Genomic DNA, 20,894 nt, shown 5'->3' on the forward strand with positions numbered 1-20,894 from the left:
AAGGGGCGCTGCGTTTAGTCGGCCTTTGCCGGGCTGCCTGTGGCAACATCAGCAGGCGCCTGTGCTGCTTCATCGCCAGCCGCCGCATCGGCGGCGGATTTTGCCGCCTGTTCATGGGCTGAAGTGTCTGCTGCTGCGGGGGGCTGAGGCTGTGTGGAGGCAGCACCTGCACCCTGCGCTGTGGGTTTTGCATTCGGCTGCCAGGGCATGGGCTGCACTGGCGCGCCTGGGCGGATTTTCTGGAAGCCGGCCACCACCAACTGATCGCCGGCCTGGATGCCTTGATAAATAATGTAGCCCTGCCCCACGCGCGGCCCTACCTGAACCGGCGTATAGGCGGCCTTGCCGTCTTTGACCAGCACCAGCGTGCTGTTGCCATCCGCCGTGCGCTGAATGGCTTGTTCTGGGACCACCAGGGCCTTCGGATCGGTGCCCTGGATCAAACGCACCTGCACGTACAGGCCCGGCAGCAGAATTTGCTCTGGATTGGGGAACAAGGCACGTAAGTTGACCTGGCCGGTGCCGGGGTCTACCGCCACCCCGGAAAACAGCAGCGTGCCGTCATGGCGATAGGTGCTGTTGTCTTCGAGCAGGACTTTGGCCTGGGTATTGCCCTGGGCGTCCGGGGTGATGATGCCATCGGCAATCTGCTGACGCAGGACGGAAATCTGGGCAACCGGCTGGGTGATATCGACATAGACCTGATCCAGGCGATGGACCGCCGCCAATTGGGTTGCCTGCGTCGCACTGACCAGCGCCCCCACGGTGACCAGGGATTTGCCGATCTGGCCATCGATGGGCGATGTGACCCGGGTGTAGCCCAGGTTGATTTCGGCGGCTTCCAGGGCTGCCTGCGCAGCCGCCACCGCCGCATCCGCCTGGCGCGATTGGGCCTGGGCGTTGTCGTAGTCCTGCTGGCTGATGGCGTGCTGGCCGATCAGCTTGGCAAAGCGCTGGGCCTGCAAACGTGCTGTCACCGCAGCAGCCTGGGCGCTTTTCAGCTGTGCCGCCGCCTGATCCCTGGTGGCCTGATAAGGCGCCGGATCGATGGTGAACAACAGTTGGCCGGCTTTGACCTTGCCGCCTTGGGCGAATTCGATGCCCTGCACGATGCCGGTGACCCGGGCACGGATTTCAGCGTCTTCGATGGCCTGCACCCGGCCAGGAAGATCGGTGTTGACAATGGCTGACTGGGGCTGAATCTGGATCACACTGACGGGGACCTTCATGCCCTGCATGCCTTGCTGGGGCTTATCGCCGCAGGCGGCCAGCGTCAGCAGCAGTGCCAACGCCAAGGGGCGCAAAGCCCGGTTGGCAGGCAGATGCAATGAGGACATAAGGAGACTCCCGAATAAATAGTGGTGTGATGATCAAGAATAAGAAAGCAAAGACCTGGAACCCTGGCAACTGCCCGATGGCATTACCTGAGCAAGTGCGCGCAAAGCAAAAGTATAAAAGGAATATGCGTTCTACCGACAGAAAGTATCACGATGGCGAGCTCAAGGCCGTGAAGCCGAAAAATGGTCAATCAAAATCTGGATGCGCCCAACCAGCACTTCTTTAGTGGGCCGATCGGCAAACAGGCCTTCCATGGACAGCAAAAACACCCTGGAAACTTCTGGATCGCCCAGCGCGGCCACCACGCATTCCAGGGATTTTTCGCGGTGACTCCAGGCCACCCGGGGACGTAAGCGCTCGTAGACATCCTGAAATTCGCTGGCCATTGGGGCATCCACCATTTCTGACCAGGAATCCAGCACCAGAGACTGACACACCCGCGTCAAGCGCTCTTGTGTCGTCCCTGGCTGGGCTGCAGCGCATAAAGCCTGGTCCACACGGGACAAAATCCACTCGTCGAATACTTGCACGAAGATGTCTTCTTTGTCCTTGAAGTTGCGGTATAGCAGCGTACGGGAAATCACGGCGCGCCGGGCGATATCTTCCAGCGAGGTTCGGGAAAATCCGAAATTCAGGAAGCACCAGCGCGCCGCATCCAGGATACGGAGACGGCGCTCGGCGAGGGCTTGCTGGGTGAGTTTCTGCGACATTTCGTCATTTTGACAATATATGTATTTTTTGTCAAAGACAGATCAGCCCAACAGCAGTGTATCGTCAGCGAGTTCCTCGCCGCGCACACGCTCGAACATGGCCAGAAGGTCGGGGACCTCCAGACCGGCCCGGGTATCGCCCGACACATCCAGCACCACCCTGCCCTGGTGCAGCATGACGGTACGGTCGCCGACATCCAGAGCTTGCCGCATGCTGTGCGTCACCATCATCGTGGTCAAGCCATGTTCTGCCACGATGCGCGCCGTGAGTTCCAGCACAAACAAGGCCGTGCGAGGGTCCAGCGCCGCCGTGTGCTCATCCAACAGCAAAATGCGCGATGGGCGCAAGGCCGCCATCAACAGACTGACGGCCTGGCGCTGTCCGCCGGACAATAGGCCAATGCGGTCGGTCAGACGATTCTCAAGCCCCAGACCCAATACCGCCAGACGTTCACGAAACAGCACGCGCATTTCCTGGCGCACGGCACGGCGCAGGCTGCGAAACTGTCCGCGCCCCAGTGCCAGGGACAGGTTTTCCTCGATCGAGAGGTTTTCGCAAGTACCGGCCATGGGGTCCTGGAAAACCCGGGCGACTTTACGTGCCCGATCCCAGACAGGCTGGCGGGTGACGTCCTCGCCATCGATCAGAATGACGCCGCTATCGACGATTTGTTCGCCCGAAATCGCATTGAGGAAAGTGGACTTCCCCGCCCCGTTGGAACCGATGACCGTGACGAACTGCCCGGCCGGGATCTCCAGTGACATGCCACGCAAGGCCTGGGTTTCGATGGGGGTGCCGGGATTGAAGGTGATCTGCAGGTTTTGTGCGCTTAACATGGCTTAGGCCCTTTTCTTCGAGAGGCGCTGCTTGGCCAGCGGGATGACCAGGGCCAAAGTGACCAGCACCGCAGTCACCAGGTTCAGGTCCTGGGCCTTGAGGCCGATAAAGTCTGCATTCAGGGCAAGCGCGATAAAGAAACGGTAGAGCACCGCGCCGATAATCACCGCGAGGGTAATCACGATCAAACGGCGCGAGGGAAAGATGGTTTCGCCAATAATCACCGCCGCCAGACCGATGACGATGGTGCCGATGCCCATGGAAATATCCGCGCCGCCCTGAGACTGGGCGAACAAGGCCCCTGCCAGGCCACACAAGGCATTGGAAATCGCCATGCCCAGCAAGATCATGCGCCCGGTATGGATGCCCTGGGCACGCGCCATGCGCGGATTGGACCCCGTAGAGCGCATCGCCAGCCCCACCTGGGTGGAAAAGAACCAGTCCAGCGCGAACTTGACTGCAATCACCAGCACCAGCAGGATCAAGGGCCGCGCCACGTAATCTTCTATGTTATCGGGCTGCAGCACGCTAAAGACAGTGGGGTCAGTAATCAAGGGAATATTGGGCGCATCCATGACGCGCAGATTGATCGAATACAAGGCGATCATCATCAGAATACTGGCCAGCAAATCCATGATTTTCAAGCTGACATTCAGCCAGCCGGTAATCATGCCGGCGACGCCGGCGGCAAAGGTGGCCATCAGCGTGGCCAAAAAAGGGTCCATGCCATTGTGGATCAACACGGCGGCAGTGGCCCCGCCCAACGGAAAGCTGCCATCTACCGTCAGGTCGGGAAAATTAAGAATGCGAAACGAGATCAGGACACCCAGGGCCACCAGGCCGAAGATCAGGCCGATCTCAAAGGCACCCCACATGGAGTAAATGGACATGGAATTCCCTGGAAAACCGTGAAGTTCAAATGGCCCCGCCAGCATGGGGAAAATATCCCCATGCCCCGGTAACGACGGTCAATGCAGGCTTATTTGACGATTTCGGCAGCGGACTTCAGCAAGGCATCGGACAAGGTCACGCCCTGTTTTTCAGCTGCGGAGGGATTGACGAACAGCTGCTGTTTGGCGCTGGTCTCGGAAGCGATATCGCCTGGCTTTTCACCCTTGAGGATACGCACCACGATATTGCCGGTCTGTACGCCCAGGTCGCGATAATTGACCCCCAGCGCGGCGATGGCACCGCGCTTGACGCTGTCGGTATCCGAGGCAATCAGCGGGATCTTGGCCGAATTGGCGACCTTGACCAGGGACTCGAAGGCCGAGACGACGTTATTGTCTGTGCTGGTATAGATCACATCGACCTTATCGACCAGGCTGCGCGCTGCCGCCCCGACGTCCACGGTACGGGCAGCCGTGGCTTCGACCAGCGACAAACCGACCTTGGGCAAGGCTTCGCGCAATTGCTTGACCACCACCACCGAGTTGGCCTCGCCGGGGTTGTAGACAATGCCGATGCGTTTGGCATCGGGCACGATTTTCAGGATGAGTTCGATCTGGGTATCCAGCGCCAGGGCATCGGACACGCCCGTGACATTGGTGCCCGAAGGGCCCCAGCCGGGCACCAGCTGGGCAGCAACCGGGTCGGTCACCGCCGAATACACCACGGGAATGGTCTTGGTGGCTGCAACGACAGCCTGGGCCGAAGGCGTGGCGATGGCCACGATCACGTCAGGATTGTCGCCGACAAACTTACGCGCAATCTGGGCGGCAATGGCGGTATTGCCCTGAGCCGTCTGGAATTGCCATTTCAGGCCTTTGGCTTCGGTGTAGCCCGCTGTGGTGAGGGCGCTTTGGATGCCGTCCTTCACAGAATCCAGTGCGGGGTGCTCGACAATGGAGGTAACCGCAACGGACTGGGCCTGTACCTGGGGAATGGCCATCACGCCAAGCAGCGTGGCAACACCAGCCAGGTTACGCAAAACAGGGTGCAGATTCATGTAAGGCTCCTTTGGGGGTTTATTTTATGAATTCTATGGGGCAGGCCCAAGTAAGGCATGTATTTTAACCAGGGGATGACAAAACATGGGTTTATTCAGGCACCGCCAGTTCAACCGCCCGAACAAAGGCGCGCATGCGGGCGGGGTCCTTGATGCCAGGTGCGGTTTCTACGCCGCTGCTGACATCCACGGCATAGGGCGTCCAGTGCAGAATATCATCGGCCACGGTTTCGACCCGCAGCCCGCCGGAAAGCACCATGACCGGGTCGTCTTCGCGACGCGGCAACTGCTGCAGCAAGTCCGCATCGAGACGCTGACCGCTGCCGCCGAATCCGGCGCTATAGCTATCGAACAGCCAGCCGCTGGCATCGGAATATTGCAGGCAGCAGGCCGCCAATCCGGCGGGGGTGTCCTGGCCGGGCGCCCCGACCCTGAATGCCTTCAGATAGGGCAGGCCAAACTGCCGACAAAAATCGGCGGACTCATCGCCATGGAACTGCAACAGGTCCGGGTGCACCAGATCCAGCACCTGATGCACCTGATCCACCTGCGGATTGACGAACAGGCAGACCGTGCTGACAAAAACCGGCACGGCTTGGCGCAGCGATGCCGCCTGCAAGGGCGTCACGTAGCGCTTGCTGTCCGGAAAACACACCAGGCCAATGGCGTCAGTCCCCGCCGCAATCGCATCCCGCACATCCTGGATGCGGGTCAGGCCGCAGATTTTGATCCGGGTTCGGGATGGCACCATCACTGAAAACCCCCACTATCATCAGCGCCATAGCTATCCAGCCCATAGGCGCTGTCTTGGCCAAAAGTGACCGAAGAGGGGTTGATGGTCGGGGCATCGCCCTTGTAGTGCGTCACCAGGCCAGGGAAACTGAGCACCAGAACCACCATCAAAATCTGAATGATGATGAAGGGTATCGAGCCCCAGTAAATCTGAGCCGTCGTGACCTTGGCGATGAGCCGGCCCGTGACCCGGTCGCGGTAGTCTTCCTTGGGCGCCACTGAACGCAAATAGAACAGGGCGAAACCAAAGGGCGGGTGCACAAAAGACGTCTGCATATTCACCGCCAGCAGCACACCGAACCAGATCAGGTCTATGCCCATTTTGTCGGCGACCGGCCCCAGCAACGGCACAATGATGAAAGCCAGTTCGAAGAAATCCAGGAAGAATGCCAAGAAAAAGGTAATCAGGCTGACGACGATCAGAAAGCCGAGCTCTCCGCCCGGAATATGCAGCAGCAGCTGTTCAACCCATATATCGCCGTTGATGCCCCGGAAACTGAGGCTGAAGATCGTGGAGCCAACCAGGATAAAAATGACGAAACACGTCAGGCGCGCCGTACTCTCCATCGCCTGACGCAGCTGAGGCATCGAGAACCGCCCACGGGATACCGCCATGATGAGCGCACCCATGGCACCCATGGCACCACCCTCAGTAGGGGTAGCCACGCCGATGAAAATCGTGCCCAGCACCAGAAAAATCAGGGCCAGGGGCGGGATCATGACAAACACCACCTGTTCGGCCATTTCAGATAGCCAGCCCAAGCGCAACAAACGATTGCCCAAGGCCATTGCCAAAGCAGCCACGCCCCAGATCAGCAGCACAATGACGACACGCTCGTCCATGGGGATGTCGGTGTGCGAACGAAAATAATAGTCCGAGCCGAAATAAGCCGCCGCAGCGGCAATCAGGGTCAGCACCAGCAAGGACCGCAGTCCGCGATGGCCGTGCTCGTCGATCGGGCCGCGGGCCTCGAGCGGCAGGGCGGGCGCCTGGCTGGGACGGAAAAACGCCACCAGAAAGACGTAAGCCATATAAGAGCCGGCCAGCAACAGGCCGGGCAGCATGGCGCCCCGATACATATCCCCGATGGAGCGCCCGAGCTGGTCGGCCAAGACGATCAGCACCAAGGAAGGCGGGATGATTTGCGATAAAGTCCCCGACGCGGCAATCACCCCCGATGCCAGCCGCCTGTCATAGCCATAGCGCAGCATGATGGGCAGGGAAATCAGGCCCATGGAAATCACCGAGGCGGATACCACCCCGGTGGTGGCAGCCAGCAATGCCCCCACGAAAACCACCGCGATGGCCAAGCCGCCCCGTAGCGGCCCGAACAAGCGCCCCACCGTGTTCAGCAGGTCTTCGGCCATGCCTGAGCGTTCAAGAATCAGGCCCATGAAGGTAAAGAACGGCACCGCCAGCAAAGAATCATTGCTGACGATGCCAAAGATGCGTTGGGGCAATGCCTGAAACAGCAGCGGACTCATCAGGTCGAATTCAATCGCGACCAGACCATACAGCACGCCCGTGGCGGCCAGGGAAAAAGCCACTGGAAAGCCCAACAGCAAGAATCCGATCAGGTTGAAGAACATGATCGGTGCCAGATTATCGACAAGAAACTCCATGGTCAGCGTCCCTGTGCCGATTGATCGGGGTTACCAGCCTGCTGCGCAGCCAGAATATCTTCGGCCAGTGCTTCCTCGGAAGACTTGCCGTTGGAAACAGTCATGGGGTTATTGCAATTGCCGCGCAAAAACCCGATGCATTTGATGAGATGCGAAATCCCGGCCAGGATCAGCAAACCAAAACCGACAGGAATCAGCAATTTGGCGGGCCAACGGATCAGGCCATCGGTATTGGAGGATAATTCATGCGCAATGAAAGAATCCCAGAAAAAGGGGATGGACAACCAGAGCACCAGACAGGCGGCGGGCAGCAGAAAAAACAAGACTCCGAAAATTTCTATGCCTACCTGGGTACGTTCTGGCAGGCGCTGCGACAGAACATCGACACGCACGTGTTCGTTGCGCAAAAAGGTATAACCCGCCGCCAGCAGAAAAATCGCGCCGAACAAATACCACTGCAGTTCCAACCAGGCATTGGAACTGAGATTGAAGAGCTTGCGCATGACGGCGTTGCCTGCACTGATGACGGCCACGATCAGAACCAGCCAGGTGACCCCCCGCCCCACCAGGGAATTGAGCGCGTCAATGCCGCCAGCTACCTTCAATAGTATTTTCATGGCCCGCCTATACAACATGAACCGCCAGGGCACAAGCGCGGCCTGACTGTAGTGAAACACACAATTCTAGCTGATATGAGCCGTCGATTAAGTCAGAATGTCTTGGGGAATTCACCAAGGCAACCGGATTCCCATGTGCTGCGCCAAGGCCTGGGAAGCTGTCAACAAGGGGAGTTCCGGCGCGCGCGGATAAGTGACATCAGCCAGATAGAGGCCGTCTGCCATGAAGGTTGCAGCAGCGCGGCGGCGATCACAGTCGGCCAGAACCTCGGCCACCCAGGCAACCGGCCGCCGCTGGCGCCCCACCATCAGCAGCGTCCCCATGAGGTTGCGCACCATATGATGTAAAAAGGCATTGGCGCAAAAGCGAAACACCAGAAAATCGCCCTGGCGCAAAACGTCGAGCCTATCCAAGGTACGCACGGGGCTGTGGGCCTGGCACTCAGCGGAACGAAAGGCACTGAAATCATGCTGACCGAGCAGCAGATCGGCAGCATCCTGCATGGCGATTTCGTCCAGCGCATCGTGCACCCACCCCACCCTGCCATGCAGAATGGGCGAGCGCACCGGCGCACAGTGCAGCACATAAAAATACGTCCGCGCACGCGCATCGAAGCGCGCATGGAAATCAGCAGAAACAGGGCGCGCCCACAATACCCGCAAGCTAGGCGGCAAATGCGCGTTCAGGCCCCGCACCCAGGATTCATCGCGCCGCACCGCGTCGGTATCCAGGTGCACGACCTGTTGCAGCGCATGCACGCCAGCATCCGTGCGGCCTGCACAGACCGTCGCCACGCTGGGCCTATCCAAAAACCGGGCCAGCGCCGCCTGCAGCGTATCTTGCAAAGTGTGCCGATGCACCTGGGTCTGCCAACCATGCCAGCCTGAGCCGTCGTAGGCCAGACCCAGTGCAATCCGCCCTGTGTCCATCAGTACCTGGTGGCTGAATCGGATGTCTCACGAGGGGGCAAGTCCAGATCCACCCCCTGCAGTCTTTCACGCACCATGGCATCGGTGATGCCTTGCCCGGCATCGGCCTCGTCGCGCGTGGTATTGGCCCGCCGCAAAAGCCATGCAATCAGGAACACAATGATGACCAGCAAACCGATCAGAATCGCCAGCAAGTGTTCTTGTATCCAGGAGACACGGCTTTGAGTCTTGGGGGACTCGACAAGATCCGCTGCCTGCGCCTGGGCTGCTGTGGCGGCAGAAGCCGGGCCGGGTTCTCCGGGCAAGCCCAAGCCGCCGACGGACGCAGTGGATGCTGCTGCGTTGGCGGATGTACTGGCCTGCGCGGGCGCGTTGGCGCGCGTGTCTGCCACCGCATTGGTGCCCTGGGCGGCACCGCCATTACTGCCATTGGACTGTGCAGCGGATGATGATGAACCGCCATTGGACAGCGCGGCGGAGGGTGATGGCTGCTGGGCAGCCGTTCCGTCCGGTGCAGCAGCCGAGCCAGCAGGGGCAGCCTCCGATCCCGCCTGGGTCGCTTGTGCATTCAACTGTGCATCCGCCTGTGCGGCTGCCTCGCGGCTGGCCTCGCTGATGGCACTGGCGACCTTGCCGATCGAGGCCGTGACCGCCTGCGCACCATCCGCCACCACATCACGCGCGGCTTCGCCCTGGGCCTGCAGGGCCTGATTGAGGTGCTGGACATTGTCCTGTAGCTGGCCGACGCGGGATTCGGCGTCCTTCAGGGCATGGCCCTGAGCCGCCTGGGCATCGGCAGCCGATTGATTCGTCTGGCTGAGTTGCAAACGATCTGCTGCAACGGGTTTTTCAGCTGCAACCGGGGTTGCCGCGACAGCCACATCCCCCGCACCGGCCTGCCCTGCCAAAGGCGCATCAGCCGCCGCCAACCCACCGCGCAAGCGATTGAACGCCGCCGTCTGGGCCACAAACTGTCGGCGCGCCTCGGCGTCGGAAATGGACAGCATATCGTCAATGCTGGGCACGGCCAATACCGTATCCGAGCGCAGCAAATTGATATTGTCATGAATGAAAGCCTGAGGGTTGGCCCGCTGCAAGGCCAACATCAGCTGGTAGACGGAGACCTGATCAACGGCATGACGGCGCGCCACGGCAAACATGGTGTCGCCACGGCGCACAGTGATCGTTCCAGCCGGGACACGCCGACTGCTGGTGGCGGCTGAAGCCGCCCCCGTGGCAGGCGCAGAGCGCTGCGTGGCGGCGACAGCTGCACCGCCTGCAGGCGGTGCGACCGCCGTCACGGGCCCGGGCACCAGCAAAGAGACCTGATGACGCTGTTGGCCGGAAGCCGTCTGTACATCCAGCAGCAAATCGGCAAGACTGCCGACAAAGGGCTGATTGGAATGAATACGCAGGATACGGCTGGCCCCTGGCCTGGGGCTGGCGGCCACGCTGACGATCAGGCTATCCAGCGCGACCGGCGGGGTCAGACCCGCATTGGCCCAATCAGCGGCTGGTGCTGGCCGCGCCGAGAGAGTCTGCAAATCGGCAGGCGTCAGGCCAGTGATCGGCAGCGTGATGAGCAGCGGCGCCCCCGCTGTGGACACCAGACGCGCATGCCCAAAATCGGCCGCATGGACCGGGCTGCCCACCAAACAGGCAAGCGAGAGCAAGCCGCCAATCAGACGGGCAGCGCCGACCATCAGAGTTCGCCCAGCGCGATGCGCAGCATGCGACGCAGCGGCTCGGCAGCGCCCCACAACAACTGGTCGCCAACCGTGAAGGCGCTGAGGTATTCAGGCCCCATGGACATTTTCCGCAGGCGACCCACGGGAATATCCAGGGTGCCGGTGACCGCCACGGGAGTCAGAGCTTGCATGGAGGCATCCTTTTCATTGGGAATCAGGCGCGCCCAATCCGTGCCGGTACGCACAGCATCATTGATCTCGTCCATGGGAATATCCCCCCGGAGTTTGATGGTCAATGCCTGGCTATGGCAGCGCATGGCACCAATGCGCACGCACAGGCCATCCACCGGCACGGCCGGGGCATCAAAGCCAGCGCCGCGGCCCAGGATCTTATTGGTCTCGGCACCGCCCTTCCATTCTTCGCGGGACATGCCATCGCCAAGGTCCTTGTCGATCCAGGGGATCAGGCTGCCACCCAGGGGCACGCCGAAGTTTTCGCGCGGGAGATCCGGGCTTTGTTGGGCCTTGAGAATCCCACGGTCAATATCCAGAATGGCCGAGGCCGGATCGGCCAACTGTGGGCCAACCAACTGATTGAGAATACCGAACTGGGTGAGAAGTTCTCGCATGTGGCGCGCCCCGCCGCCCGAAGCGGCCTGGTAGGTCATGGAGCTCATCCATTCGATCATGTCCGCCTTGAAAAGGCCGGCCAGCCCCATCAACATGCAGCTGACAGTGCAATTGCCCCCGACGAAATCACGCACGCCGCGCTGCATGGCAGCGTCAATCACAGGGCGGTTGACCGGATCGAGCACAATCACGGCGTCGTTATTCATGCGCAGAGTGCTGGCCGCATCGATCCACAGACCGTTCCAACCTGCTACACGGAGCTTGGGGTAAACGGCAGAGGTGTAATCGCCCCCCTGGGCCGTGACAATGATCGGCAGTTTTTTCAAGGCGTCGATATCATGGGCGTCTTGCAGGGGCCCTGCCCCTGATGCCCATTGCGGCGCGGCTCCGCCTGCATTGCTCGTGGAAAAAAACACCGGATCGAAAAGAGCGAAATCATTTTCGTCCCGCATGCGTTGCATGAGCACCGAGCCCACCATGCCACGCCATCCAACCAAACCTACTGCCTGCGCCATAAAACCCGCCCGAAACTGATTAAAAGTGGAGAGAATTGCTTATTCTAATGCCTTCAGCACCGCATCGCCCATTTCGGAGGTCGAAACGCGCACGGTGCCCTCTTCGAAAATGTCCGTTGTGCGCAATCCCTGCGCCAGCACCGCCTGAACGGCAGCTTCGATGCGATCCGCCGCCGCCCCGGCATCCAAAGAGTAACGCAGCAGCATGGCGGCAGACAAAATCGTGGCCAGGGGGTTGGCAATATTCTGCCCGGCGATGTCCGGCGCGGAGCCATGGCTGGGCTCGTATAGGCCCTGGCGGCTGGCATTGAGCGACGCCGAAGGCAACATGCCGATGGAGCCTGTCAGCATGGCGGCTTCGTCGGACAAAATGTCGCCAAACAGGTTACCCGTGACTACGACGTCAAAGGCCTTGGGTTCGCGCACCAGCTGCATGGCGGCATTGTCCACATACATGTGGGACAGCTCGACCTGAGGGTATTCACGGGCCACATCGATCATGATGTCACGCCAGAACTGCGAGGTTTCCAGGACGTTGGCCTTGTCTACGCTGCACAGCCGTCCCTGGCGCTTGGCCGCTGCCTGAAACGCCACATGGGCGATGCGGCGGATCTCGGTCTCGGCATAGTGCATGGTGTCAAAACCCTGACGCTCGCCGGCATAAGGGCCATCGTCCAGCGTACGCACGCCACGAGGCTGGCCAAAATAAATATCGCCAGTCAGTTCACGCACAATCAGAATATCCAGACCGGCCACGATTTCAGGCTTGAGCGACGAGGCATTGGCCAACTGCGGGTACAAAATCGCAGGGCGCAAATTGGCGAATAAGCCCAGGGCCTTGCGCAGGCCCAGCACAGCTTGTTCTGGGCGCAGGGCGCGTTCCAGGCTGTCGTATTTCCAATCGCCCACCGCACCAAACAGGATGGCGTCGGATTTCAGGGCCAGATCCAGGGTGGACTGGGGCAAGGGATGCCCCTGGGCGGCATAGGCTGCCCCACCCACCGGCGCTTCCGTGAATTCCAGGCCCAGGTCCAGGGCACGCAAAACGCGCACCGCCTGTTCGACGATTTCCGGGCCGATACCATCGCCAGGCAATACTGCAATACGAGTAGTCATGAGAGTTTCCGATCGACAGAGGCCCGGCTCCTGGCGCAATACCGCCGCCAGGCGCCGGGCCGGAATATTCAGATTGATTCAGATTCAGGGCTGAGCCGGCACATCTTTGATCAGCCAGGGATGCTGCGCCAGGCGCCGGGATTCGAAAGCGCGGATCTCATCGGCATGCAATAGCGTCTGGCCGATTTCATCCAGGCCCCTGAGCAGCGACTGTTTGCGATAGGCATCGATCTCGAAGGACCACTGGCTGCCATCGGGGGCGATGACCAGTTGGCGATCCAGATCCACAGCCAGTTGATAGCCTGGCGTGGCATTCACGGCCTGAAACAGCTGATCAACGACAGGCTCGGGCAAGATAATCGGCAACAGACCGACCTTGAAGCTGTTGTTGAAGAAAATATCGGCATACGACGGGGCAATCAGGGCGCGAAAACCATATTGCTGCAAGGCCCAGGGCGCATGTTCGCGGCTGGAGCCGCAGCCGAAGTTTTCGCGACACAACAGTACCGAGGCCCCTTGGTAGCGGGGGAAATTCAGCACGAAATCCGGGTTCAGTGGCCGCGTACTGTTGTCCATGCCGGGCTCGCCATGATCCAGATAGCGCAGCTCATCAAAGAGATTAGGCCCAAAGCCGGTGCGTTTGATGGACTTCAGGAACTGCTTGGGAATGATCAGATCAGTATCAACGTTATCCCGGTCCAGGGGGGCAACCAGCCCTTGGTGTGTGGTGAAGGATTGCATGATCGGGTCCTATTGGAAAGTACGCACGTCGACAAAATGGCCGGCGACGGCAGCCGCAGCGGCCATGGCTGGGCTGACCAGATGGGTACGGCCACCCTGGCCCTGACGTCCTTCGAAATTGCGATTGGACGTAGAGGCACAGCGCTCGCCGGGTTCCAGACGATCGGCATTCATGGCCAGGCACATAGAGCAACCCGGTTCGCGCCACTCAAATCCGGCATCCAGGAAAACCTGGTCCAGGCCTTCGCGTTCGGCCTGGGCCTTGACCAGGCCGGAGCCGGGCACCACCATCGCCAGACGCACATTGGCGGCGACCTTGCGGCCCTTGGCCACGGCGGCGGCGGCACGCAGGTCTTCGATGCGGGCATTGGTGCAAGAACCGATAAAGACCTTATCGATGGCAATATCGGTCATGGCGGTGCCTGGTTTCAGGTCCATATACTGCAAGGCGCGTTCCATGCCTTTGCGGCGCACGACATCAGACTGCTGGGCGGGATCTGGCACCCGGCCACCGACATCGGTGACCATCTCGGGAGAAGTCCCCCAACTGACCTGCGGCTGGATTTTGGCGGCATCAATGTCGACCACATGATCGAACTTCGCATCCGGATCGGAGTGCAGCGTGTTCCAGTACACCATCGCCTGCTCCAGGCGCTCGCCTTCGGGGGCGTAGGGGCGGCCTTTGAAGTAATCGATGGTGGTCTGGTCGACGGCAACCATGCCCGAGCGCGCCCCGGCCTCGATGGCCATATTGCACATGGTCATGCGGCCTTCCATGGACAAGGCCTGCACCGTGCTGCCGCCGAATTCGATGGCATAACCCGTACCCCCGGCAGTGCCGATCTGGCCAATGACATACAGAATCAGGTCTTTTGCGGTACAGCCAAACGGCAGCTGACCGTTGACGCGCACCAGCATATTGCGGCTTTTTTTCATCAGCAGCGTCTGCGTGGCCAGCACATGCTCGACCTCGGAGGTGCCGATACCAAAAGCCAGGGCGCCGAATGCGCCATGAGTGCTGGTATGGGAGTCCCCGCAGACCACCGTCATGCCCGGCAGGGTGGCGCCTTGTTCAGGGCCGATGATGTGCACGATGCCCTGGCGCCGATCGTTCATGCGAAACTGAGTAATGCCCCAGTCTTCGCAATTTTTGTCCAGGGTTTCTACCTGCAAGCGCGAAATCGGGTCCTGGATGCCCTGAGAGCGATCCGTGGTGGGGACGTTATGGTCGGCCACCGCCAGGTTGGCGGCAATGCGCCAGGGCTTGCGTCCGGCCAGTGCCAGGCCCTCGAATGCCTGCGGGCTGGTGACTTCGTGAACAAGATGGCGGTCAATATACAAAATACAGGTGCCATCGGGGCCCTGATGCACCACATGGGCATCCCAGAGCTTGTCATACAGGGTTTGGGGCATGGTCGTGTCTCGGCGGTTAAATGGATGGCCGCCCGTTTGGGTGGCAGCAGAAAACCATTATGCCAGCATGGCAGAGCGCGACAAGACCAGCACTGATCCTAGTGTTGGAAGTAACAGGATCAGCCGCACTGCCCCCGCTGACGCAAGGCATGATCCATCAGGACGATGGCCAGCAAGGCTTCGGCGATGGGGGTGGCCCGAATGGCCACGCAGGGGTCGTGGCGGCCCAAGGTCTGAACCATGACGGGATCGTTGTCGCGATTCACCGAGCGGCGCTCGATGCGGATGCTGGAAGTGGGCTTGATGGCCAGGGAAACCAGCAAGGGCTGCCCTGAAGATATCCCCCCCAGCACGCCGCCCGCATGGTTGGCCATAAAGCCATCCGGGCCCAGTTCGTCACCGTGTTCGGACCCGCGCATGGCAATGCAGTCAAAACCCGATCCGATCGCAATGCCCTTGACGGCATTGAGCCCCATCATGGCATGCGCAATGTCGGCATCCAGACGGTCGTAGATGGGTTCGCCCCAACCGGGAGGCAGACCATCGGCCTGAACCTCGATGCGCGCCCCGATGGAGTCGCCATCATGACGCAATTGATCCATAAAGGATTCGAGTTGCGGCACGATGGCGGCATTGGGCGCATAAAAGGGGTTTTCTGGCACCGCGTCCCAGCTGTCGAAGGGAATGGCAATCGGCCCAAGCTGGCTCATGTAGCCACGAATCCGCACGCCGTGTTCCTGCATCAGCCATTTGCGCGCCACGGCCCCGGCGGCCACCGTGGGAGCCGTCAGACGAGCGGACGAGCGCCCGCCGCCGCGTGGATCGCGAATCCCGTATTTTTTCCAGTAGGTGTAATCGGCATGTCCGGGCCGAAACGTATCGGTGATCTTTGCATAATCACGGCTGCGGGCATCGGTATTGCGAATCAACAGGCCAATCGGCGTGCCGGTGGTGTGCCCCTCGAATACCCCGGAGAGGATTTCCACGGTATCGGGTTCTCGGCGCTGGGTGACATGACGCGAGGTGCCGGGCCGACGGCGGTCGAGTTCGATCTGGATGTCGGCTTCGGAAAGCGCCAATCCCGGTGGACAGCCATCGATCACGGCGCCAATGGCAGGTCCATGAGATTCGCCAAAATTAGTGACACGGAAAAAACTACCCAGAGAGTTGCCGGACATGGTCGATTTGCGGTGGGAAAAGTCGGAGGGAATGGGGCTGATTATGGCATAAGCCCGACCAGGGGATGCCAGACCGCGTCAAGACGAGCAACTGACCACGAGCGCCGGGGCATCCGCCGATGGCGGCCGGGCATAGGACGCCAAACCGGGCCGTTCGGTGTATGGATGCTGCAATAAGTCCATCAAACGATCAATTTCAGACGTGTCCCCCTGCTGGGCTGCCTGGATGGCCTGCTGTGCCAGATGATTGCGCAAGACATAAAGTGGGTTGGCCTGATCCATGCCGTCGCTGCGCTGCGCTGCGGGCTGCGACGAGTCGGCCAGCCTGGCCTGGTAACGGGCCAACCAGGCCCGCGCCGCATCCGGCTGGGGAAACAAGGCCAACCAGTCGTCAAGCCGGGTATCTACGCGGGATAGATAGCGAAACGCCAGGGTGAAATCCGCCTGCTGCGCGTGCAGCAAGGCCCACCAGTCGTCCCCCAGGACAGCGTCTTCCGGGCGCCAGTCAGGCAGGCCGAATTTTTGCGCGAGCCCGGCATGATAGGCCTGCAAGAAGGTGGACTCGAAACCAGCCAGCGCGGCTTCCAGGTCGGTGGCCGCACAACCCAGGCACAAGAGGCTCTCGGCCAGGCGAGTCAGATTCCATTGAGCCACCGCCGGTTGCGTGTTCCAGGCATAGCGGCCCATGGTGTCGGTATGATTGCAGATGTGGTTTGCCTGAAAGGCATCCATGAATCCATAGGGCCCGTAGTCCAGCGTCAGGCCTAAAATCGACATATTGTCGGTATTCATCACGCCATGGCAGAAACCCACCAACTGCCACTGCGCCATCAGGCGGGCGGTGCGCTGGGATATTTCCTTTAGCAGGCGACAGGCGGTGGCAGGCCAATCCGGCTGGCTGGCCGTGCCTTCGAAACAATCCGGAAACCAGTGCGACACCACATATTCCAGCAGTATTTCCTGCTGCGCCGCAGACCGCGCCCAATGCTGAAAATGGCCAAAACGCACAAAACTGGGGGCCAGGCGGGTCACCACGGCCGCCGTTTCCAGGGTTTCGCGCGCGACTCGGTCTTGCGACCCCACCAGCGCCAAGGCCCGCGTCGTGGGGATGCCCAGCCCGGCCATGGCCTCGCTGGCCAGGTATTCACGCACGCTGGAGCGCAAAACGGCCCAACCATCGCCCATGCGCGAATAAGGCGTGCGGCCCGAACCCTTGAGCTGGATTTCCTGCACCCCCAAGGGGCCCTGCACATCGCCCAGCAAGTGGGCCCGGCCATCACCCAACTGACCGGCCCAGACACCGAATTGATGACCGCTATACACCGTGGCCAAAGGCGTGATGCCCGGCAGCTGTGCATTGCCCGCGCACAAATCCAGAAATTCTGCCGTGCGCAAAACAGATTCAGGCAGGCCCAGCAAGGCCGCCGCAGCCGGATTGGCATGCAATAACTGCGGCTGAGTCAGGGGCCGGGGCGCAAGCCGCGTGTAAAACCCTGACGGCAAGTCCGCAAACGAACAATGGGTCTGATCCGCAGCAAACAGATGGCTGGTATGCAGCATGGTCTGCCCTTAGTGCGAGCGCTGGGCGCGGGAAGCGCGTTTCGCCGGACGCACATACAAAATGGCGCTGAGATAAAGACCCAGCGAAAGGAGGATCTCTGCCCAGGCCAGGGTTTCAGACAAGGGGCTGAAATCAGACCAGGCCCGCACGGTGCCTTCCATCAGGTACAACAGGCTGAGCATAGCCACCCACTGCAGGGTATACAAGCGTGCCTGCAGGACCCCGCGCACTCCAAACAGCAAGGGCACGACCTTCAATGCCAGCAGACTGCCCCCTGGGCGCAGCGGCGCCCACCAGAGTTCCCAGCCCAGGCACAGCACGATCAAGCCCAGCAGACAGACGCAGGCCAGTCGATGCAGGCCCTGATTGAGTTTTGCTTCCATGTTGCTATTATGGCTTGAAATCTGACTGCTGACCCATGACCCACCCCTCGACCTCTGTCCCCCCTGCCCCCAAAACCCGGGCCAACATTCTGGAAATCCTGCGTTTCACGCTGGATTTCGCCGGCCACCGCAAACTCACCCAGGTCGCATCCAGCCTGACGTTCACCACCGTGCTGGCGATTGTCCCGCTGCTGGCCGTGGTGCTGGCCCTGTTTACGGCTTTTCCGCTGTTCGCCCAGTTTCATCAGGCGCTGGAGACCTTTCTCAGCGAAAGCCTGTTGCCGCCGTCGGTGTCGGACACCATCATGCGCTACCTCAACCAATTTGCCGCCCAGGCATCGGGCCTGACCGCCGTGGGGGGCGGGTTTTTGGTCGTCACATCGATTCTGCTGATCATGACGATAGACGAGGCCTTCAACGAGATCTGGAATGTGGCGCACCGGCGCCTGTTGCGCCAGCGTCTGCTGGTGTACTGGGCGATTATTTCCCTGGGACCCATTCTGACAGGCGCCAGCCTATGGGCCAGCACCACCCTGGTCCGTGAATCCCTGGGCTATATCGGCAATCTTCCCGAGGGCCTGGGCCTATTGCTGGGGGTGGTGCCGTTTCTGATGTCGGTGCTGGGCTTTACCGCCCTGTTCGTGTTTGTGCCGAACTGCCGGGTGCTGTGGCGCGACGCGCTGGCGGGCGGGCTGGGCACCACCATCATCCTCACGCTCATGAAGGTCGGATTCACCTGGTATTTGACTAAATTCCCATCCTATACCGTGATTTATGGCGCTTTTGCCATCCTGCCCATTTTTCTTTTATGGATTTATCTATCGTGGCTGGTCGTCCTGCTCGGAGCCACGGTCGCGTCGCTCTTGCCCGCTCTGCGACTGCACCGCTGGGTTGCGCAACGCCACCCCGGAGGCCAGATCATCGACGCCCTGGGCATACTCCGGATGCTCTGGCAGGCGCGCGACACCTTGCCACCTGGGCGCAGCATGGCATTTTTCGAGCGCCACCTGCGCGTCCATCCAGATACCCTGCACGACATCCTGGACGTGTTGCGATCCCTGGGTTATGCCGTCCCCACCGCCGACAACGACCACTGGGTACTGGCCTGCGATCCTTGCCAGGTCAACCTGGGGCCCCTGTGCGACCAACTGCTGATCCAGCGCGAGCAACCAGGTCTGGACACAGCCATGGTCCAGGCCGTGGCCCAGACCCTGCAAGGCCAACCCCCAACGCTGCAGGCGATCTTCAGTCAATCGGCTACCGAAATTTCAGCCGATGATGCACAATAAGCACTTGATCAGCCAGAGGGGCACAAGACCCCCCGGCAACTTGTCGCCTGTGTGACCCAAAGGACACCCTCATGCTTAAAGTCAACGAAATCCTGCGTGTAAAAGGCCATACGCTATACACCGGCACCCCCGACATGCCCGTGCGCGAGGCCATCACCTCCATGAGCCAGCTGGATATTGGCTCGCTGGTCATCATGGACCACGGCCTCCTGGTCGGTATGCTGACCTTTCGCGAAATCATCAACCATCTGAACCAGCACGACGGCCAGGCGGGGGATTTCACCGTGCGCAGCATCATGGACGATGCCCCTGTCAGCGTCACCCCCAACACCGACGCCGATGAAGTCCAGCGCTTGATGTTGGACAAGCACGCCCGCTACATCCCTGTGATGGACGGCCCCACCCTGATGGGGGTGATTTCGTTTTACGACATGGCCCGCGCCATCGTCGAGGCCCAGCAATTCGAAAACGACATGCTGAAGGCATACATCCGCGACTGGCCCAGCGATAGCGGCGACAGCGCCCGGAAATAAAACCCGCCCTGTCAGCCTGCCTGCAAGGTATCCCAAGCGCGGCGCAGCAGGGCCGGGCCACCTGCCCTAAGCGCAGCAGGGTCAGACAACTGGCGGCGCCATTGGCGAGCGCCCGGCTTGCCCATGCGCCACCCCAATAAGCCACGCACCAGGATATGCATCGGCACGCCGCGGGCGTACTGGTCTTCGGCATACGCCATGAAACCATCCAGCACCGCCTGGTCCACCTCAGGCTGTTCAGCGGCCAGGTCCGGGCTCCAGTTCGTTGCCTGGGCCGTCAAATGGCGATTCAGCTGCGCCAGAATATCGGGATGGTGCCAGGCGGCCCGCCCCAGCATCACGCCATCCAGATCCTGCATCCAGGCCAAGCTGTTGGGCCCATTGGCCAAGCCGCCATTCAAGACGATGACGGCATCGGGGAAGTCCTGTCGCAAACGCAAGACCTCGGCATAGCGCAAGGGCGGTTTCTCACGGTTGTCCTTGGGGGAAAGGCCTTTCAGGACGGCATTGCGCGCATGGACGATAAACACTCGGCAACCAGCCTCGAACAACACCCCGACGAAGTCCCGCACAAAATCATAGGATTCATCGTAATCCAACCCCAGACGGTGTTTGACGGTGACCGGCACGGATACCGCGTCCTGCATGGCCCGCACGCAATCGGCCACCAACTGCGGCTCGGCCATCAAACAGGCCCCAAACGCCCCGCGCTGGACCCTTTCGGAGGGACAGCCACAATTCAGGTTGATTTCATCGTAGCCCCAGCGGGCCCCCAGGCGGGCGGCCTGCGCCAAGGCGTCGGGTTCGCTGCCCCCCAACTGCAAGGCCACCGGATGCTCGGCGGCATCGTAATCCAGATGACGCTCGGCATCCCCACGCAGCAAGGCGCCAGTGGTGATCATTTCTGTATATAAGCGGGCCTGGGGGGCCAGCAAACGGTGGAAATATCGACAGTGGCGATCCGTTACATCAATCATCGGAGCCACGCATAAACGCCAGTCAGCCATTATTCACTCATCCTGAAACAGCAGTGATTTTACTTTGGTCTAAA

The 20,894-nt window shown here is 60.7% G+C and carries 20 protein-coding genes; 2 read left to right on the forward strand and 18 right to left on the reverse strand.

The genetic code is table 11. The annotated features are described in order from the left end of the window. Window positions 1-14: 14 nt before the first annotated feature. From VDP81_RS00510 to VDP81_RS00590, 17 genes are all read right to left on the reverse strand, one after another. Window positions 15-1,337, reverse strand: a complete 1,323-nt coding sequence (locus VDP81_RS00510; protein ID WP_323011248.1) for an efflux RND transporter periplasmic adaptor subunit — start codon at window positions 1,335-1,337, stop codon at window positions 15-17. A 162-nt stretch (window positions 1,338-1,499) separates the two neighbouring features. Next, on the reverse strand, window positions 1,500-2,048 hold the full coding sequence (locus tag VDP81_RS00515) for a helix-turn-helix domain-containing protein (protein ID WP_323011249.1): 549 nt from the start codon (window positions 2,046-2,048) through the stop codon (window positions 1,500-1,502). A 42-nt stretch (window positions 2,049-2,090) separates the two neighbouring features. After that, on the reverse strand, window positions 2,091-2,885 hold the full coding sequence (locus VDP81_RS00520; protein ID WP_323011250.1) for an ABC transporter ATP-binding protein: 795 nt from the start codon (window positions 2,883-2,885) through the stop codon (window positions 2,091-2,093). Between the two features lie 3 nt (window positions 2,886-2,888). Further along, window positions 2,889-3,776: an ABC transporter permease gene (locus VDP81_RS00525; RefSeq protein ID WP_323011251.1), complete on the reverse strand. Its 888-nt coding sequence runs from the start codon at window positions 3,774-3,776 to the stop codon at window positions 2,889-2,891. Window positions 3,777-3,865: 89 nt separating this feature from the next. Next, entirely contained in the window at window positions 3,866-4,777 is a 912-nt protein-coding gene (locus VDP81_RS00530; RefSeq protein ID WP_322995370.1) for an ABC transporter substrate-binding protein, read from the reverse strand. A 148-nt stretch (window positions 4,778-4,925) separates the two neighbouring features. Then, window positions 4,926-5,585 (reverse strand): phosphoribosylanthranilate isomerase, encoded by a 660-nt coding sequence (locus tag VDP81_RS00535; RefSeq protein ID WP_322994923.1) that lies wholly within the window; start codon window positions 5,583-5,585, stop codon window positions 4,926-4,928. Further along, the gene (locus VDP81_RS00540) at window positions 5,585-7,249 is read right to left on the reverse strand and encodes a TRAP transporter large permease subunit (protein ID WP_322994922.1); all 1,665 of its coding nucleotides are present in this window, start codon (window positions 7,247-7,249) and stop codon (window positions 5,585-5,587) included. The genes VDP81_RS00535 and VDP81_RS00540 overlap by 1 nt, the downstream gene beginning before the upstream one ends. Window positions 7,250-7,251: 2 nt before the next feature. Further along, complete coding sequence (locus tag VDP81_RS00545; RefSeq protein ID WP_323011252.1) at window positions 7,252-7,866, reverse strand: TRAP transporter small permease subunit; 615 nt, start codon at window positions 7,864-7,866, stop codon at window positions 7,252-7,254. Window positions 7,867-7,977: 111 nt separating this feature from the next. Next, entirely contained in the window at window positions 7,978-8,796 is an 819-nt protein-coding gene (gene truA / locus VDP81_RS00550; RefSeq protein WP_322994920.1) for a tRNA pseudouridine(38-40) synthase TruA, read from the reverse strand. Continuing rightward, window positions 8,796-10,499: a FimV/HubP family polar landmark protein gene (locus tag VDP81_RS00555; protein ID WP_323011253.1), complete on the reverse strand. Its 1,704-nt coding sequence runs from the start codon at window positions 10,497-10,499 to the stop codon at window positions 8,796-8,798. Before VDP81_RS00555 ends, truA begins: the two co-directional genes overlap by 1 nt. Beyond that, the gene (asd, locus tag VDP81_RS00560) at window positions 10,499-11,629 is read right to left on the reverse strand and encodes an aspartate-semialdehyde dehydrogenase (protein ID WP_323011254.1); all 1,131 of its coding nucleotides are present in this window, start codon (window positions 11,627-11,629) and stop codon (window positions 10,499-10,501) included. Before asd ends, VDP81_RS00555 begins: the two co-directional genes overlap by 1 nt. A 39-nt stretch (window positions 11,630-11,668) precedes the next feature. Further along, window positions 11,669-12,745, reverse strand: a complete 1,077-nt coding sequence (leuB, locus tag VDP81_RS00565; protein WP_322994916.1) for a 3-isopropylmalate dehydrogenase — start codon at window positions 12,743-12,745, stop codon at window positions 11,669-11,671. An 84-nt stretch (window positions 12,746-12,829) separates the two neighbouring features. Then, the gene (leuD, locus tag VDP81_RS00570) at window positions 12,830-13,486 is read right to left on the reverse strand and encodes a 3-isopropylmalate dehydratase small subunit (protein WP_322994915.1); all 657 of its coding nucleotides are present in this window, start codon (window positions 13,484-13,486) and stop codon (window positions 12,830-12,832) included. Window positions 13,487-13,495: 9 nt separating this feature from the next. Beyond that, the gene (gene leuC / locus VDP81_RS00575; RefSeq protein WP_322994914.1) at window positions 13,496-14,899 is read right to left on the reverse strand and encodes a 3-isopropylmalate dehydratase large subunit; all 1,404 of its coding nucleotides are present in this window, start codon (window positions 14,897-14,899) and stop codon (window positions 13,496-13,498) included. A 119-nt stretch (window positions 14,900-15,018) separates the two neighbouring features. Further along, a complete protein-coding gene (aroC, locus tag VDP81_RS00580; protein ID WP_323011255.1) occupies window positions 15,019-16,077 on the reverse strand; it encodes a chorismate synthase in 1,059 nt (352 codons plus the stop codon). Between the two features lie 78 nt (window positions 16,078-16,155). After that, entirely contained in the window at window positions 16,156-17,637 is a 1,482-nt protein-coding gene (locus VDP81_RS00585) for a protein adenylyltransferase SelO (RefSeq protein ID WP_323011256.1), read from the reverse strand. 9 nt (window positions 17,638-17,646) lie between these two features. Then, window positions 17,647-18,021 (reverse strand): DUF2069 domain-containing protein, encoded by a 375-nt coding sequence (locus VDP81_RS00590; protein WP_322994911.1) that lies wholly within the window; start codon window positions 18,019-18,021, stop codon window positions 17,647-17,649. Between the two features lie 35 nt (window positions 18,022-18,056). On the opposite strand from VDP81_RS00590, the gene VDP81_RS00595 reads away from it, so the two are divergent. Further along, on the forward strand, window positions 18,057-19,310 hold the full coding sequence (locus VDP81_RS00595; protein WP_323011257.1) for a YihY family inner membrane protein: 1,254 nt from the start codon (window positions 18,057-18,059) through the stop codon (window positions 19,308-19,310). Window positions 19,311-19,381: 71 nt separating this feature from the next. After that, entirely contained in the window at window positions 19,382-19,843 is a 462-nt protein-coding gene (locus tag VDP81_RS00600) for a CBS domain-containing protein (protein WP_323011258.1), read from the forward strand. An 11-nt stretch (window positions 19,844-19,854) separates the two neighbouring features. On the opposite strand, the gene dusA is transcribed toward VDP81_RS00600, so the two are convergent. Further along, entirely contained in the window at window positions 19,855-20,850 is a 996-nt protein-coding gene (gene dusA / locus VDP81_RS00605; protein ID WP_323011259.1) for a tRNA dihydrouridine(20/20a) synthase DusA, read from the reverse strand. Window positions 20,851-20,894: the final 44 nt, after the last annotated feature.

The sequence above is a fragment of the Castellaniella sp. genome (assembly GCF_034675845.1).
Taxonomy (GTDB): domain Bacteria; phylum Pseudomonadota; class Gammaproteobacteria; order Burkholderiales; family Burkholderiaceae_B; genus Castellaniella.

What these genes read in the sequence shown, in the direction of transcription:
- VDP81_RS00585 (WP_323011256.1), bottom strand. Translation starts at nt 17,637, where the DNA reads ATGCTGCATACCAGCCATCTGTTTGCTGCGGATCAGACCCATTGTTCG.
- VDP81_RS00530 (WP_322995370.1), bottom strand. Translation starts at nt 4,777, where the DNA reads ATGGCCATTCCCCAGGTACAGGCCCAGTCCGTTGCGGTTACCTCCATT.
- VDP81_RS00600 (WP_323011258.1), top strand. Translation starts at nt 19,382, where the DNA reads ATGCTTAAAGTCAACGAAATCCTGCGTGTAAAAGGCCATACGCTATAC.
- asd (WP_323011254.1), bottom strand. Translation starts at nt 11,629, where the DNA reads ATGGCGCAGGCAGTAGGTTTGGTTGGATGGCGTGGCATGGTGGGCTCG.
- VDP81_RS00510 (WP_323011248.1), bottom strand. Translation starts at nt 1,337, where the DNA reads ATGTCCTCATTGCATCTGCCTGCCAACCGGGCTTTGCGCCCCTTGGCG.
- VDP81_RS00590 (WP_322994911.1), bottom strand. Translation starts at nt 18,021, where the DNA reads ATGGAAGCAAAACTCAATCAGGGCCTGCATCGACTGGCCTGCGTCTGT.
- VDP81_RS00520 (WP_323011250.1), bottom strand. Translation starts at nt 2,885, where the DNA reads ATGTTAAGCGCACAAAACCTGCAGATCACCTTCAATCCCGGCACCCCC.
- VDP81_RS00515 (WP_323011249.1), bottom strand. Translation starts at nt 2,048, where the DNA reads ATGTCGCAGAAACTCACCCAGCAAGCCCTCGCCGAGCGCCGTCTCCGT.
- VDP81_RS00535 (WP_322994923.1), bottom strand. Translation starts at nt 5,585, where the DNA reads ATGGTGCCATCCCGAACCCGGATCAAAATCTGCGGCCTGACCCGCATC.
- VDP81_RS00595 (WP_323011257.1), top strand. Translation starts at nt 18,057, where the DNA reads ATGACCCACCCCTCGACCTCTGTCCCCCCTGCCCCCAAAACCCGGGCC.
- VDP81_RS00545 (WP_323011252.1), bottom strand. Translation starts at nt 7,866, where the DNA reads ATGAAAATACTATTGAAGGTAGCTGGCGGCATTGACGCGCTCAATTCC.
- VDP81_RS00525 (WP_323011251.1), bottom strand. Translation starts at nt 3,776, where the DNA reads ATGTCCATTTACTCCATGTGGGGTGCCTTTGAGATCGGCCTGATCTTC.
- VDP81_RS00540 (WP_322994922.1), bottom strand. Translation starts at nt 7,249, where the DNA reads ATGGAGTTTCTTGTCGATAATCTGGCACCGATCATGTTCTTCAACCTG.
- leuB (WP_322994916.1), bottom strand. Translation starts at nt 12,745, where the DNA reads ATGACTACTCGTATTGCAGTATTGCCTGGCGATGGTATCGGCCCGGAA.
- aroC (WP_323011255.1), bottom strand. Translation starts at nt 16,077, where the DNA reads ATGTCCGGCAACTCTCTGGGTAGTTTTTTCCGTGTCACTAATTTTGGC.
- leuC (WP_322994914.1), bottom strand. Translation starts at nt 14,899, where the DNA reads ATGCCCCAAACCCTGTATGACAAGCTCTGGGATGCCCATGTGGTGCAT.
- VDP81_RS00555 (WP_323011253.1), bottom strand. Translation starts at nt 10,499, where the DNA reads ATGGTCGGCGCTGCCCGTCTGATTGGCGGCTTGCTCTCGCTTGCCTGT.
- truA (WP_322994920.1), bottom strand. Translation starts at nt 8,796, where the DNA reads ATGGACACAGGGCGGATTGCACTGGGTCTGGCCTACGACGGCTCAGGC.
- dusA (WP_323011259.1), bottom strand. Translation starts at nt 20,850, where the DNA reads ATGGCTGACTGGCGTTTATGCGTGGCTCCGATGATTGATGTAACGGAT.
- leuD (WP_322994915.1), bottom strand. Translation starts at nt 13,486, where the DNA reads ATGCAATCCTTCACCACACACCAAGGGCTGGTTGCCCCCCTGGACCGG.